The 13,502-nt window shown below is 59.6% G+C and carries 13 protein-coding genes; 3 read left to right on the top strand and 10 right to left on the bottom strand.

Annotated elements, in window-relative coordinates:
• Positions 1 to 25 precede the first annotated feature (25 nt).
• From BM225_RS03635 to lptF, 3 genes are read right to left on the bottom strand one after another with little or no spacing between them, the layout of a single operon-like run.
• The gene (locus BM225_RS03635) at positions 26 to 2,164 is read right to left on the bottom strand and encodes an LPS-assembly protein LptD (protein ID WP_072707012.1); all 2,139 of its coding nucleotides are present in this window, start codon (positions 2,162 to 2,164) and stop codon (positions 26 to 28) included.
• Entirely contained in the window at positions 2,164 to 3,261 is a 1,098-nt protein-coding gene (gene lptG, locus BM225_RS03630; RefSeq protein ID WP_092463854.1) for an LPS export ABC transporter permease LptG, read from the bottom strand. Before lptG ends, BM225_RS03635 begins: the two co-directional genes overlap by 1 nt.
• Positions 3,258 to 4,382, bottom strand: a complete 1,125-nt coding sequence (lptF, locus tag BM225_RS03625) for an LPS export ABC transporter permease LptF (RefSeq protein ID WP_245780408.1) — start codon at positions 4,380 to 4,382, stop codon at positions 3,258 to 3,260. Before lptF ends, lptG begins: the two co-directional genes overlap by 4 nt.
• A 116-nt stretch (positions 4,383 to 4,498) precedes the next feature.
• On the opposite strand from lptF, the gene BM225_RS03620 reads away from it, so the two are divergent.
• Both BM225_RS03620 and BM225_RS03615 read left to right on the top strand, forming a co-directional pair.
• Positions 4,499 to 5,965 carry a leucyl aminopeptidase gene (locus tag BM225_RS03620; protein WP_072707009.1) on the top strand — a complete coding sequence of 489 codons (1,467 nt, stop codon included), beginning with the start codon at positions 4,499 to 4,501 and terminating at the stop codon, positions 5,963 to 5,965.
• Between the two features lie 4 nt (positions 5,966 to 5,969).
• A complete protein-coding gene (locus BM225_RS03615) occupies positions 5,970 to 6,428 on the top strand; it encodes a DNA polymerase III subunit chi (protein ID WP_072707008.1) in 459 nt (152 codons plus the stop codon).
• Between the two features lie 4 nt (positions 6,429 to 6,432).
• Here the strand turns inward: BM225_RS03615 and BM225_RS03610 are convergent, their stop codons facing one another.
• From BM225_RS03610 to abc-f, 3 genes are all read right to left on the bottom strand, one after another.
• Positions 6,433 to 7,023, bottom strand: a complete 591-nt coding sequence (locus BM225_RS03610) for a retropepsin-like aspartic protease family protein (protein ID WP_072707007.1) — start codon at positions 7,021 to 7,023, stop codon at positions 6,433 to 6,435.
• Positions 7,024 to 7,080: 57 nt separating this feature from the next.
• Positions 7,081 to 7,698, bottom strand: coding sequence for a MarC family protein (locus BM225_RS03605; protein ID WP_072707006.1), 618 nt, complete (start codon positions 7,696 to 7,698; stop codon positions 7,081 to 7,083).
• A 70-nt stretch (positions 7,699 to 7,768) separates the two neighbouring features.
• The gene (abc-f, locus tag BM225_RS03600; protein WP_072707005.1) at positions 7,769 to 9,625 is read right to left on the bottom strand and encodes a ribosomal protection-like ABC-F family protein; all 1,857 of its coding nucleotides are present in this window, start codon (positions 9,623 to 9,625) and stop codon (positions 7,769 to 7,771) included.
• Between the two features lie 199 nt (positions 9,626 to 9,824).
• On the opposite strand from abc-f, the gene ndk reads away from it, so the two are divergent.
• Positions 9,825 to 10,247, top strand: a complete 423-nt coding sequence (ndk, locus tag BM225_RS03595) for a nucleoside-diphosphate kinase (RefSeq protein ID WP_072707004.1) — start codon at positions 9,825 to 9,827, stop codon at positions 10,245 to 10,247.
• Positions 10,248 to 10,249: 2 nt separating this feature from the next.
• On the opposite strand, the gene BM225_RS03590 is transcribed toward ndk, so the two are convergent.
• The 4 genes from BM225_RS03590 to BM225_RS03575 all read right to left on the bottom strand — a co-directional run bounded on the left by BM225_RS03590 (position 10,250) and on the right by BM225_RS03575 (position 13,468).
• Complete coding sequence (locus tag BM225_RS03590) at positions 10,250 to 10,588, bottom strand: TfoX/Sxy family protein (RefSeq protein ID WP_072707003.1); 339 nt, start codon at positions 10,586 to 10,588, stop codon at positions 10,250 to 10,252.
• Between the two features lie 251 nt (positions 10,589 to 10,839).
• Positions 10,840 to 11,406: an acetolactate synthase small subunit gene (ilvN, locus tag BM225_RS03585; RefSeq protein ID WP_072707002.1), complete on the bottom strand. Its 567-nt coding sequence runs from the start codon at positions 11,404 to 11,406 to the stop codon at positions 10,840 to 10,842.
• A complete protein-coding gene (locus BM225_RS03580; RefSeq protein ID WP_072707001.1) occupies positions 11,407 to 11,700 on the bottom strand; it encodes a hypothetical protein in 294 nt (97 codons plus the stop codon).
• 13 nt (positions 11,701 to 11,713) lie between these two features.
• Positions 11,714 to 13,468: an acetolactate synthase 3 large subunit gene (locus BM225_RS03575; RefSeq protein WP_072707000.1), complete on the bottom strand. Its 1,755-nt coding sequence runs from the start codon at positions 13,466 to 13,468 to the stop codon at positions 11,714 to 11,716.
• Between the last annotated feature and the right edge of the window lie 34 nt (positions 13,469 to 13,502).

Raw genomic sequence — 13,502 nt, 5'->3', positions numbered from 1 at the left:
AGTCCCTCTCTTGGGTCAGTCAGGGTCAGGATTTACAGGTCTGTCGCACGGCACCAGAGCTGCGTCCAGCGCTGAAACCTGTCAGCGAAACTGTCAGCCCCACGGTCGTGGACGGATCAAGGTTATCGGATGAGGTGAAGCGGCGCGAGGCTGAAAGGTCCATTTTGACGCATTCGTTGAGATATTGAAGCCCGAGGCCCGCAGTCGAGGTGCGGTCATCGACCAGATCGTAGCGCCATTCGACAGAGCCGGTCCAATAGTCGTCAATCGCGTATGTGCTGGCGAGGGTCCATTCGGACACTTCGTTGTCGCGGTCCTCTTGCTGGTCTTCGTCGAGCCACAGGTAGGTTGCGTCCAGCGCGCCGCGGGGGAACACCCAATTCAACTGGGCCTCGACCTTGGCCAGACGCAGGTGATCGTCCAGCAGGCTGCGCGCGGTCAGCATCGGGCCTTCGACTTGACCGATTTGGGTTTCAAACAACCAGTCGGACTCGAGCCCGGCAAGGCCGGAGCTTTCGGAGAAACGGTTGTCCTCTTCGGCGCGGATGACACGTCCTAGGCTCAGGCGAGAATAGCTGCCCTCGACGCCCCAGCGGGTCCAGCTAAGGCCAACATTCGCGCGAAGGCCATCCTCGTTCTGATCGGGGGCGGGGAAGCGGCTGATTGAAAACAGGTTGCCGCTGTCGAACTCGACTCGGGTGCTTTCATCGTTCGGGATGTTATTTGTGTCGTCTTCGGACCATGCCAATTGGATCACGGGCTCGACCAAATGAGTCGCTCCTGCAGAGCCGATTGCCTCGAGTGGCCAACGCAGGGTCGCCGCTGCGTAGGGGATCGTGTATTCCTCGCGGTTGCGCAGGGTGCTGTCGTCGTCCAAGTCAAAGTAGCCGGTGCTTACACCGCTCAGGAACTGGAAGTCGAAACCGTTACCAACAACCCAGCTTTTCCGCCAGTCGATGGAGCTGGACACGCGCTGTACATCGCGGCCAACGATATCGGTGCGGCTGTCACGCACGTGCTCGTGGATTTGGAAACCAAGACGCGCCTCGCCGCCGATGTAGTCCGGAGCCATCCGCAATTCATAGCGCGCTTCGCCAAGGCGGCTTGCTTGGGTGTCGTTTTCTTCGGTCACGCGCAATGTTTCGAAGAACGTGCCGCCAAGGCCGAAGGAGCTGACGCGGGTGTCGCGGGTCAATTGCAGCGAGCTGTCGAGCCGGTCTTTGGACGAATAATCGTATTCTTGAAGGTAAGTCGTGTCGGACACGGTCTCCAGATCAAACTGGATTTTAAAATCTTCTGGCAGGTCGAATTCGCCGACCGCAAAGACATAGCTGCGGCCCACATCCTCGCGGATCGTGTCTTGCGATCCGGCGGCGTTGATCTCGAGGTCCCCGTTGTAGAAGGCCTGACGGTAGCGCAGTTCCAGCGTCTTGGTTTTCGCGGACAAGAAGGGCGAGACGGTCAGGTCCGCATGATCGCCGATTGGCAGGAAATAGGGTGTGCGGACAGCAGTGCCGAGGGTCGTGCTGCTCACAGCTTCGGGTATCAGAAAACCGCGCGAGCGTGTGACCGTTGGATCGGGTAGGCGCATTTTGGGCAGGTAGAACACCGGCACGTCCAAGACGCGCAATTGAGCGCCCTCGAAATAGATGTTTCGGGTCTGCTGGTCGTGCACCACGCGGCGCGCGCGGATGTGCCAGAGCGGTGGGCGCCCGTCGTCGCACACGTGGCAGGACGTGACCGCGACTTTGGACATCTGCTGGTAACGCCCTTGGGTGCGCTGCATCTCGACTGCGGCAAGTTGCAAGCGGTCATCCAGAATCATACGAGCGCCTTGCAAAATCCCCTCGCGCATGTCGTCGCTCAGTTCTGCGGCGTCGGCCAGAACGACCGTAGTGCTGCCATCTTCGAGGCGAATATTGCCCTCGATGGTCAGGGTATCTGTCTCCTGATTATAGGTGATCTTTTCGGCAATCAGGCGACGTTCGCCTTGGCGGGCTTCGACACTTCCCGATGCGACCAGTAGATCCTCGCCATCCAGAAACACTTGATCTGCGATCAGATAGACAGGCGCGTCGTCATCTTGGGCAGTTTGGGCCAGTACCGAAGTCGAGGCAAACAGGGCGCCGATGATCGCGGCTTTCCCGAACCAGGTTTTACGCATTATCCGTCCTCAAGGTGCAATATGAGCCCGAGCGGCAGAAGAATTGCCGCGACTGGGGGCGCCCATGCTGCAAGTTGTAAAGGCAACTGCCCGTTTTCGCCAAGGATCTGCGCGAAGTTGCGCATGAAGTACAGAGCAAAGGCCAGAAGTACTGCAGAAAGAACCATGATCCCCGTCCGGCCAAAACGAGTGTGGCGCATGGTAAACGCTGCACCCACCAGAACCATCGCGGCCAGGAACAGGGGACGCGATAGCTCCATCTGCAGCCAGATCGCGTGTCGCCGCCCCGAAAAACCCGCAGTTTCCAGATCAGAGATATATGCCGGCAGCTGCCAGATTGGCACGATCAGCGGGTCGCCAAAGGTGTCGACGATCCCTTGTCGGGTCAGGGTCGTAGGGATGGTGAGATCGTCGTAAAAGGCGGCGTTGGCCTCTGGGTTGACGTTCATAGACAGGTCCCACGATTTCGCGTCGGTCAAGCTCCACGCGCCATCGTTCAAGGTGGCCGTGCCAGCCTCGATCCGGCGCAAGGGCGCGCCTTCGGGGTCAAAGCTGATGAAGGTCACATCGGTCAGGGCGCTGCCGTCGGAATTCGCTGTTAGGGCGCGGATCACTGTCTGTCCGCGCTGGCTGCCTTGGCGGAGCCAGAGCCCCTCGCGGCTGATCGAAAAGACGCTGATGCCCCCTTCTTTGTAAGAGGTTTTGAGCGCCTCGTAGCGTTTCGTCGTGGTCGCAACAATGGGATTGAACACGCCGACCATGAGCGCCCCGAGCAGCAGAGCCGTCAGGAACGGAGAAATCAGAGCACGCAAGGCCGACCGGCCAGACGCGCGTGTCACGACCATTTCAGAACTGCGCGCCAAGCCCAAGTACAGGATCAAAGTCGCAAGGATCATGATCAGCGGCGTGATTTGATAGATGTTTGCAGGCACGCGCAGCGCTGTCAGCTCGACCGCCCCGAGAAAGGTGATCGTATCAGGGCCAAAGCGCCCAATCTCTTCGACCAAGTTCAGCAGAAAGGTCAGGGCAACGAATACGCCGAACGTCCCCAAGAACGCGCGCATGAAACGGCGAGCGAAGTAGAAATGCAGGATCATGCGCTGACCTCGCCTTTGGGCGTTCTGCGAAAGTACCCTGCGGCGTAGGATAGCAGCACACCGATCATTCCAAAGCCTGCGACACTGGGCAAATAGGTAAGCCACCAGAGCGCAGCGTTGGTGCGGGCGGGATCTTTGACCGCGCTTTGAATGATCATCAGCACGATGATCAAGAAGATTGAAAGAAGGATGTAAGCGCCTGACCCAAAACGAGAAAAGCCGCCTGCGAGCAGAGCGGAAAAGCCCAGAAGAGCGGTTACGAGGCAAAGCAGCGGATCATTGATCCGTTTGTGCGCTGTTTCCAATATCTCGCCCTCGGTATCGCCGGCGAGCGCAGCCATCTCCGAAGTTTTGGTGAGAAGGTCCCAAGTGGACATGAAATCACGGTTCGGGTCGATGCCATCTTCGCTCGTTAGAAACCCGCTCACGTCGTAGACGAAGTCCTCGAAATAGGTGACAGACAGCCGCCCCGTTTCGCGGTCCAGAGATTGAGACATGCCGTCCACCATCACCATGCGTGGGCGTCCGTCGGAACGGGTCAGGTAGGCTTCTTTGGCGGTGTAAGTCACACGCGCTTCGCTGTCGCGGTTGTCCGACAGGAACATATCCTCGAGCGTGCCATTTTCCGCAATGCCGCGGATGTAGAAGGTCACCCCACGGGTCGGATGCAAAAACACGCCGTCCTTTAGGAGTTTGGCGGTCATGTTTTGCGAGATCTCTTTTTCGCGCAGCTTCAGCTGCTCGCTTGATGCGGGAATCAGGCCGTTGGTCAGCACCCCCCCAAGGATCGCCACCGCGATGCCGAAAATGGCCACCGGTCGAGCCAACCGCCACGGGCTAAAGCCGGTTGCCTGCATGACGACCAGTTCACTTTCACTTGAAAGACGGTTCGTCATCTGCACAGCCGCCGCAAAGCTGGCCAAAGGCAGCACCAGTCCGATCACTGCGGGCAAGGACAGCATGGAGAATTCGAGAAAAACAGCCACGGATTGGCCGTCGCCGATCAGCGTGTCGAACAGGACAACCGCGCGGTTGATCCAGTAGATACTGACCAGAACTAGGGCAAAGAACCCAAACAGCACCATAAGCTGTGACAGCATATAGCGATCGGTGCGTCCCACTCTTTCCCCCGTGCGAATAATGTGCGGACCCTAGCGGAAAGCCCGTCGGGTGCAAACTGGTATCTGGCAAAACCCCGCCGTGCGGGCTAGGTCTTGGGTAAACAAGGAGGAACTCGATGACGCAACCCGTTGCCGTAGAATTTATCGCCGCTGAAACTGATGCGCTTGATGCTGTCGAAGGGCGGATTGCTGTCTTTGTCGGTCCCGATGGTCAGCTAGATGTGCTGGCCCGCCGCGTAAACCGCCTGAGCAAAGGCGCGATCGCCAAAGCTGTCGGTGATGAGAAATGGGCCAAACGCAAAACTGGCGAGGTCGTGACCCTGTCCTATCCGGCCGGCAACGCCAAGGCGATCGACATCGTGGTGCTCGACAAGAAAGCTGGCGTGGATGAAAGCCGCAAGGCTGGTGCCGCTTTGGCCCGTGCCCGTGGCACTGATTCCGCGGTCCTGTGCGCCGCGCGCCTGAAGCACCCCGAAGAGGTCGCGTTGGGGGCGGTTCTGCGGACCTATACCTTTATCGACCATAAAACCGGCGATCAGGGCGAAGCGCCTGCGGGCCTTTCAGTCATGGTAAACGACCCCAAAGCAGGCGCTGTCGCCTACGCCCCAAAAGCTGCGATCGCCGAAGGTGTCTTCTTTACCCGCGATCTGGTGTCCGAGCCTGCCAACATTCTGACAACTACCGAATTCGCGGCGCGTCTTGAGGCGCTGTCGGAGCTGGGTGTGACCGTCGAAGTGCTGGAAGAAGAGCAACTGGCCGAACTGGGTATGCGCGCGATGCTGGCCGTAGGGCAGGGCTCTGTCAGTCCGTCCAAACTGGTTGTGATGCAATGGAACGGTGGCAATGACGGCGACGCGCCGCTGGCACTGGTTGGCAAGGGCGTTGTGTTCGACACTGGCGGCATCAGCCTGAAGCCCGCAGGCGGCATGGAAGACATGACCATGGATATGGGCGGCGCTGGCGTCGTCTCGGGCGTCATGAAAACCATCGCTCTGCGCAAGGCCAAAGCGAATGTCGTGGGCATCGTTGGTCTGGTCGAGAACATGCCCGACGGTAACGCGATCCGTCCCGGTGACATCGTGCGCACCATGAAGGGCGACACGGTCGAGATTATCAACACCGACGCCGAAGGCCGCCTCGTTCTGTGTGACGCGCTCTGGTACACCCAAGAACGCTTCAAGCCCGCAGGCGTGGTCGATCTGGCGACCCTGACCGGCGCGATTATCATCGGTCTGGGCCACGAGCACGCTGGCGTTTTCAGCAACAATGACGTGTTCTGCGACAGTTTCCTCAAGGCTGCAAAGTCCGAGAACGAAGGCGCATGGCGGATGCCTTTGGCGCCTGCTTATGACAAGCAGATCGCGAGTCCGATTGCTGACATGAAAAACGTAGGTGGTCGCCCTGCAGGCTCTATCACGGCGGCGCAATATCTTCTGCGGTTCGTCAAGGAAGAGACCCCTTGGATCCATTTGGACATAGCGGGTGTTGCCAGCCGCGCGGACCACACTCTTCACCCCAAGGGCGCGAGCGGTTGGGGTGTGATGGCGCTGGACCGTCTGGTCCGCGACAACTACGAAAGCTGATCCCTTGGGCGCGGCCTTCTTCTACCACCTGACGCGATCCTCGCTGGACGAGGCGCTGTCCCTGTTGATCGACCGGTCACTGGGGAATGGGTGGCGTGTGGCCGTGCGCGGGACCGATGCGGGCCGGCTGGAATGGCTGGACCAGAAACTCTGGATGGGGCCGGAAGAGCAGTTCCTGCCCCATGGCATGGCGGGCGGGGCGCATGATGCGCTCCAGCCTGTTTTGCTGACGACGGGCACCGAACGCCCCAATGATGCGGTCTGCCTGATGGCCATCGATCGAGCCAATGTTGCGCCGGACGAAGTGAACACGCTCAATCGTGTGTGCATCGTCTTTGATGGCTACGACTACGACCAACTGACCCACGCGCGGGGCCAGTGGAAGTCCCTGACCGACGCGGGTTGCTCTGCCCAATACTGGTCCGAGGAATCCGGTCGGTGGGAGAAAAAGGCGGAAAAGTAACGCTTTAGCGTGTTAGGATCAGCGTGTTGTCCGTGATTTGCAGCGACGAGAACCGCGATAGATAGCGCATCCCCAATAGCGACTCGTGCAAGGCCCCACCATTGACCGAAGCTTTAATATTGGTGTCAGTAATCCCGTCCAGCGTCAGCGAATTCAGGGTCACGCGGGCAGTGCGGACCTCTCCGTTCGCGGTCATGGCGCGGCCCATGTAGGGTAGGTTGTCCAAGGGGATGCCGGCTGCGCGCGCGGCCTCTTGGGTCAGGACGATATCCGTCGCGCCTGTATCCACCACGAACCGTGTTGGGACGCCATTCACTCCGAGTGTCAGGTAATAATGCCCGTCACGGGAACGCGGAACGGTGATCTGAGCGTCCTGCGCGGAATAGCTCTGCATCGGTTGCTGTATCTGCGCATCCTCGTAAAGTGACGCGCCAATGGCGACCACGCCAAAGATCACGACCCACGCAGCGATTGTCTTGAACCCTTGGATCAGGCCGGGCCGAATCCGCAGCAAAACAATCCCGATCAGGGCGCTTCCGAGCACCACAAAATATGCGGCGCGGGCAATATCATCTCCGGGTAGACTATCGAGCATTTGGACTTTCACTCAGGAAAAGGGACCTACCTGATATGGGAACCCCTCTGCCGTTTGTCACCCCGCGAAGCCAAAGCCGCGCAGACCATCCAGCACGAACTGCACCGAGAGCGCGGCTAGGAGCATCCCCAGCAGGCGGCTAACCACGTTGATGCCAGTCCGCCCTAGCGCCTTTTCGATCACGCCGCCGGTAAAGAAGAGCGCGAGCATGATTGCCAGAACCGCCAGCATCACGCCAAGCACGGATAAGTAGCCAAGGACGCCATCGGTCTGGCCGGTCAGCAGGATCATTGTCGCAATCGCGCCAGGCCCCGCGATGAGCGGGATCGCGATGGGGAAGACCGAGGGATCGTGACCTTCGTCTTCCTCGGCCTGATCTTCGCGGCGTTTGGTGCGGCGTTGGAACAGCATATCGAGTGCGGTCAAGAACAGCAGGATGCCGCCCGCGATGCGGAAGGCATGCATGGAAATGCCGATGAACCCCAATAGCGCTTCGCCAAAAATCGAGAAGGCCGTCAGGATGCACGCCGCGATAAAGCAGGCTCGGATGCCGATGGCACGGCGCTTTTGCGGCGACATGCCTTGGGTCAGGGCCACGAACAACGGGGTCAGGCCGATGGGGTCGATGATGACGAACAGCGTAAAGAACGCCGTGATCAGGAAATTCACATCCATGTCGGGCTCCTGTCGGTTGGGGTGACCGTCCTAGGGAACGGTCCCGCGCGCAAGGATTTTCTGGCAAGGCTCAGACGGGGTTCTCGGCCTCTTCAAGCTTCATCATGGCGTCTTCCCAAAGGCCTTCGGCACGGACCAACGCCTCTTCGACCTCTGCCATTTTCTTTTGCCACTGCAGCGCCTCGTCCTTGCGGGCAGGGTCATAGAGGTCGGGATCAGCCAGTTTGACTTCCAGCTTTTCCTTCATCTCCATCAGCTTTTCGACACGCTCTTCGGACTTGCGGGCCTCGGACCGCAGGGCCTGCATAGCGTCGCGTCCGGGGCGCTTGGGCTTGTCCTCGGATTTGGCTTTGGTGGGGGCGGGGGTGTCATTGGTCAGCAGCAGCTTGCGATAGGATTCGAGGTCGTCCTCGTAAGGCGAGACCCGCCCATCTTTGACCAGCCATAGACGGTCTGCGACCATGCCCAAAAGGTGCATGTCGTGGCTGACCAGAACCACCGCGCCAGAGTATGCGGTCAACGCCTCGACCAAGGCCTCGCGGCTCTCGATATCAAGGTGGTTGGTCGGTTCGTCGAGGATCAACAGGTGCGGCGCATCCAAGGTCGCGAGCAACAGTGACAGGCGGGCCTTTTGGCCGCCCGACAGCTTGCCAACTTCGGTTTCCGCCTGATCCGCGCCAAGGCCGAAGCCCGCCAGTTTGGCGCGCAGCTTGGCCTGATGTACCTCGGGGCGTAGGCGCTGAAGGTGCATCAGCGGGGTTTCGTCGACGTAGAGTTCATCCACCTGATGCTGTGCAAAAAAGCCGATCCGCAGCTTGTTTGATTTCGTCAGCTTGCCGGACATCGGCTCAAGCCGGCCCGCGATCAGCTTCGACAGCGTGGATTTCCCCTCGCCGTTTTTCCCCAAGAGGGCGATGCGGTCGTCTTGGTCAATGCGCAGGTTCAGACGCTTCAGGATTGGGGTGTCGCCATAGCCGACCTCGACCCCTTCCATCGCGACGATGGGGGGCGACAGTTCTTCGGGCTCGGGAAAGGTGAAGACCCGCTTGGCCGCTTCTTCGGGGGCGCTGATAGGCTCCATCTTTTCGATCATCTTCAGGCGGGCTTGGGCCTGTTTCGCTTTGGTCGCCTTGGCGCGGAAACGGTCCACAAAGGATTGCAGATGTTCGCGGCGGGCGGACTGCTTTTTCGCGGCTGCGGCTAGAACCGCGCGCTGCTCGGCGCGGGTCTTGGCGAAGCGATCGTAGCCCCCTTGGTAGAGGGTCAGCTTACGATCCTCGAGGTGCAGGATCTCGGTCACGGCGCGGTTCAAGAGGCCGCGATCGTGGCTGATCACGATGACCGTATGGGGATAGGTGGCGAGGTATTCCTCGAGCCACAGCGCCCCTTCGAGGTCGAGATAGTTGGTCGGTTCGTCCAAGAGCAGCAGATCAGGCGCCGAGAAGAGCACCGCCGCTAAGGCTACCCGCATCCTCCAGCCGCCCGAGAAAGCCGAACAAGGGCGCTGCTGCGCCTCGTAGTCGAAGCCCAGACCCTTGAGGATGGTCGAGGCGCGCCCCTCGGCGCTCCAGGCGTCGATGTCGACCAGACGGGTCTGGATGTCGGCGATGCGGTGGGGATCGGTGGCGGTTTCAGCCTCTGCCATCAGCTCGGAGCGCTCGGTGTCGGCGGCCAGAACGGTGTTCAGCAGACTGACCTCATTGCCGGGAACTTCCTGCGCGACGCCGCCGATGCGGGCGCGAGAGGGCAGGCTGATGTCGCCGCTGTCCAACGTGAGTTCCCCACGGATCAGCCGGAACAAGGTGGTCTTGCCCGCGCCGTTCGGCCCGACCAGACCCACCTTGTGGCCGTCGGGGATGGTGGCGCTGGCCCCTTCAAACAGGGGGCGGCCTTCGATCGAATAGGAGATATCAGAAATCTTGAGCATGTCCCGCGATTAGCAGAGCCCAATGCCCTCGGAAAGCGGCCATTCACCGGATCGATGCGAAATCATGAAAGCTACGTGAATTTCCCGACTCATGACGTTACCGCCATCAAAGCTGTCTTCCCCCAGAAAGTTTTCCATGCTAGGGGGCGCGGGATCGCGGGTTTCGGCCCGCTCACGTCTAACTCAAATGAGGTTTTCCATGGCCACCGAACGCACTCTGAGCATCATCAAGCCCGACGCAACCAACCGCAACCTGACCGGCAAAATCAACGCCAAGTTCGAAGACGCTGGTCTGCGCATCGTTGCCCAGAAGCGCATCCACCTGACACCCGCTCAGGCAGGCAAGTTCTACGAAGTGCACGCAGAGCGTCCCTTCTACGGCGAACTGTGCGAATTCATGGCATCGGCACCCGTCGTTGTTCAGGTTCTGGAAGGTGAAGGCGCAATCGCGAAAAACCGCGAAGTCATGGGCGCAACCAACCCCGCAGACGCAGCCGAAGGCACCATTCGCGCAGAATTCGCTCTGTCGGTTGGCGAAAACTCGGTTCACGGTTCGGACGCTCCCGAAACCGCAGCGAACGAAATCGCGTTCTTCTTCTCGGGTCTGGAACTGGTCGGCTAAGCCTACCTACGGATCTTGGGGTCAATGACCCCGATCATATCGAGGGCCGCTTCAAGCTCGGAGCGGCCCTTGTCATGTCTGGCGTTCTTCAGATCGTCGAACGCCACCCGCAGGTCCTCTTTTTCCTGCCCCTTGCAGTCGTTCCAAGGGCGGCCCTGAAGCGCCATGACAAGCGCGTAATATCCGATGAAATGTGGAGAATGGCCGGTGGCCAGCATACGGCCATAGGCTTCGTGTGCGCCGACCTCGCGAAGGGTCTCTGCGTCATGGATGCCAGCGGCCGCTAGCGCATTGGCCTGCGAAGGGCCGACGTATTTTATAGATGTCACCGGAGTCGCCATGCCCCCTTTATAGCAAGGGGACGGGGCAATCCCAGACTTCAGATCATTGCGAAGTCGGTAAAGATGAAGTCAGGCTCGTCGTCCTGTTTCTTCTTCTTTTTCTTAGGCGTGTCGTCGCGTCATGACGCTTCGGTCGCCTGCTTTTGTTGCGGGTCGGGCTCGGGGGATGTGTTGTCCGGCATGAGTGCCTCCTTTCAATAAACTAATTATTGAATGGAGGCTTTGTTCCAAAAAAGTCCCGCCAAGGGATATTAGGATGCGCCTCTCGATAGAGCGGCCACCCCTGTTCGCGCCACTTCGGCCAATCCGAGGGGGCGCATAAGGTCCGAAAACGCATCAATTTTGTCAGGCGCGCCGGTTATTTCGAATACGAAGCTCGACAGGGTGCTGTCCACGACCTTGGCGCGGAAAATATCCGCCAGACGCAGGGCTTCGACGCGCTTGTCGCCGCTGCAGGCCACTTTGATCAGCGCCAGTTCGCGCTGGACCGAGGGGCCCTCGACGGTAAGGTCGTGTACTTCGTGAACGGGGACGATACGACCCAGCTGGGCCTTGATCTGGTTGATGACCTGCGGGGTGCCGGTGGTCACGATGGTGATGCGGCTCAGGTGGCCTTCGTGATCAACCTCGGCCACGGTCAGGCTTTCGATGTTGTAGCCACGGCCCGAGAACAGACCGATCACGCGGGCCAGAACGCCGGCTTCGTTGTCCACCAGAACAGCCAGAGTGTGGGTTTCTTCGACGTCCGAGAAGTTGGGGCGCAGATTATACGCCGAATGCTTGGACGAACCTTTTTTGATGTTGAGAGCTGCTGACATTTATTTGTTCTCCACGCCTAGTACTTGCGCAACCAGTTCGGTCGCTTTCAACATTGCTGCCTCGCGCTCGGAGCCAGTGCCTTCTTGGTTGTGTACGGTCAAATCCTCGAACACTTCTTTATATACAGCCATTCGCCAGTCTGAGTTGGAATACAGCGCATCTAGGTGTGCTTTTAGGTATTGGGTTGTACGGACGAGCGCTCCGATAGTGCTCGTCGGTTCAAAGTCATTGACGTTGAAGGAAACACTATTTCCATCTGAAAGCTTCATCGCTTTGTCCGGATCGACAGTCATCCTCTTGTCTCCATCATACCAGCACCGCGCCGGTCGCGCCGATGGCATCGGTGGCATTCGCGTCACCCAGCAGCATCTCGTTGTGCGGCGCGCCCGACGGGATCATCGGGAAGCAGTTCTCGTGCTTTTCAACAAGGCAGTCGAAGATCACGGGGCCGTCGTAGTCCAGCATTTCCATGATGGCATCATCCAGATCCTTGGGGTCCGAACACAGGATACCTTTGCAGCCAAAGGCTTCGGCCAGCTTCACGAAGTCGGGCAGAGCCTCGGACCATGATTGCGAGTAACGCTCGCCATGAAGCAGCTGCTGCCACTGGCGGACCATCCCCAGACGTTCGTTGTTCAGGATGAACTGCTTGACCGGCGCGCGGTACTGAACCGCAGTACACATCTCCTGCATGTTCATCAGCCAGCTGGCTTCGCCTGCCACGTTGATGACCAGCGATTCAGGATGCGCGATCTGCACACCAACCGACGCGGGAACGCCGTAGCCCATGGTCCCCAGACCGCCCGAGGTCATCCAACGGTTCGGATCATCAAAACCAAGGTACTGGGCCGCCCACATCTGGTGCTGGCCCACCTCGGTGGTGATGTAGCGGTCGTGGCCTTTGGTCAGCTCCTCAAGACGCTGGAGCGCGTACTGGGGTTTGATGACCGAACCTTCCTGCTTGAAGGACAGGCAGCGCACGGCTTTCCATTCCTCGATCTTCTTCCACCACTTGGCCAGAGCTTCCTGGTTGGTTTTGCGACCACGCGATTTCCAGACCTTGAGGATGTCCTCCAGAACGTGGCCAACATCGCCCACGATCGGGATGTCCACGCGGATCACTTTGTTGATCGAGCTGGGATCGATGTCGATGTGCGCCTTTTTCGACTTCGGGCTGAACGCGTCGATGCGGCCAGTGATCCGGTCATCAAAACGGGCACCGATATTGATCATCAGGTCGCAGTCGTGCATCGCCATGTTGGCCTCATAGAGGCCGTGCATGCCGAGCATCCCCAGCCAGCCCTTGCCCGAAGCGGGGTAGGAGCCAAGGCCCATCAGGGTCGAGGTGATCGGGAAACCAGTGGTGTCCACCAGTTCACGCAGCAGTTGGCTGGCTGCGGGGCCAGAGTTGATCACGCCGCCGCCGGTGTAGAAGATCGGACGCTTTGCCTTTTCCAGCGCATCAACGAGTTCGTTGATCATGTCCAGATCACCTTTGACCTGGGGCTGGTAGTGGCTGGTGCGCGCCTGCTTGGGACCTGCATAGGTGCCGGATGCGAACTGCACGTCCTTGGGGATGTCGATCAGCACGGGGCCGGGACGACCCGAGGTCGCTACGTGAAAGCCCTCGTGGATTGTCGCCGACAGACGGTCGGTGTCTTTGACCAGCCAGTTGTGCTTGGTGCAGGGGCGGGTGATGCCGACGGTGTCGGCCTCTTGGAACGCGTCCGAGCCGATCATGAAAGTCGGCACCTGACCCGACAGAACCACCAGCGGGATCGAATCGAGCAGCGCGTCGGTCAGGCCGGTCACAGCGTTGGTCGCGCCGGGGCCCGATGTCACCAGAACTACGCCGGGCTTGCCGGTCGAGCGGGCATAGCCTTCGGCCGCGTGAACCGCACCTTGTTCGTGGCGCACGAGGATGTGTTTGATATCGTTCTGCTGAAAGATTTCGTCGTAGATCGGTAGCACAGCGCCACCGGGGTATCCGAACACGACTTCCACACCCTGATCCTTCAGGGCCTGGACTACCATTTTCGCTCCGGTCATCTGACGTGTCATCTGCGTGTCTCCGTTTACGACGTCACTTCTGTTT

The sequence above is a fragment of the Donghicola eburneus genome, from assembly GCF_900115865.1.
Taxonomy (GTDB): domain Bacteria; phylum Pseudomonadota; class Alphaproteobacteria; order Rhodobacterales; family Rhodobacteraceae; genus Donghicola; species Donghicola eburneus.
The sequence above is the reverse complement of the archived record's forward strand: the minus strand, read 5'-3'. Positions and strand labels throughout refer to the sequence as shown.

What these genes read in the sequence shown, in the direction of transcription:
- BM225_RS03620 (WP_072707009.1), top strand. Translation starts at nt 4,499, where the DNA reads ATGACGCAACCCGTTGCCGTAGAATTTATCGCCGCTGAAACTGATGCG.
- BM225_RS03575 (WP_072707000.1), bottom strand. Translation starts at nt 13,468, where the DNA reads ATGACACGTCAGATGACCGGAGCGAAAATGGTAGTCCAGGCCCTGAAG.
- BM225_RS03635 (WP_072707012.1), bottom strand. Translation starts at nt 2,164, where the DNA reads ATGCGTAAAACCTGGTTCGGGAAAGCCGCGATCATCGGCGCCCTGTTT.
- ilvN (WP_072707002.1), bottom strand. Translation starts at nt 11,406, where the DNA reads ATGTCAGCAGCTCTCAACATCAAAAAAGGTTCGTCCAAGCATTCGGCG.
- abc-f (WP_072707005.1), bottom strand. Translation starts at nt 9,625, where the DNA reads ATGCTCAAGATTTCTGATATCTCCTATTCGATCGAAGGCCGCCCCCTG.
- BM225_RS03590 (WP_072707003.1), bottom strand. Translation starts at nt 10,588, where the DNA reads ATGGCGACTCCGGTGACATCTATAAAATACGTCGGCCCTTCGCAGGCC.
- BM225_RS03605 (WP_072707006.1), bottom strand. Translation starts at nt 7,698, where the DNA reads ATGGATGTGAATTTCCTGATCACGGCGTTCTTTACGCTGTTCGTCATC.
- BM225_RS03580 (WP_072707001.1), bottom strand. Translation starts at nt 11,700, where the DNA reads ATGACTGTCGATCCGGACAAAGCGATGAAGCTTTCAGATGGAAATAGT.
- lptG (WP_092463854.1), bottom strand. Translation starts at nt 3,261, where the DNA reads ATGATCCTGCATTTCTACTTCGCTCGCCGTTTCATGCGCGCGTTCTTG.
- BM225_RS03610 (WP_072707007.1), bottom strand. Translation starts at nt 7,023, where the DNA reads ATGCTCGATAGTCTACCCGGAGATGATATTGCCCGCGCCGCATATTTT.
- ndk (WP_072707004.1), top strand. Translation starts at nt 9,825, where the DNA reads ATGGCCACCGAACGCACTCTGAGCATCATCAAGCCCGACGCAACCAAC.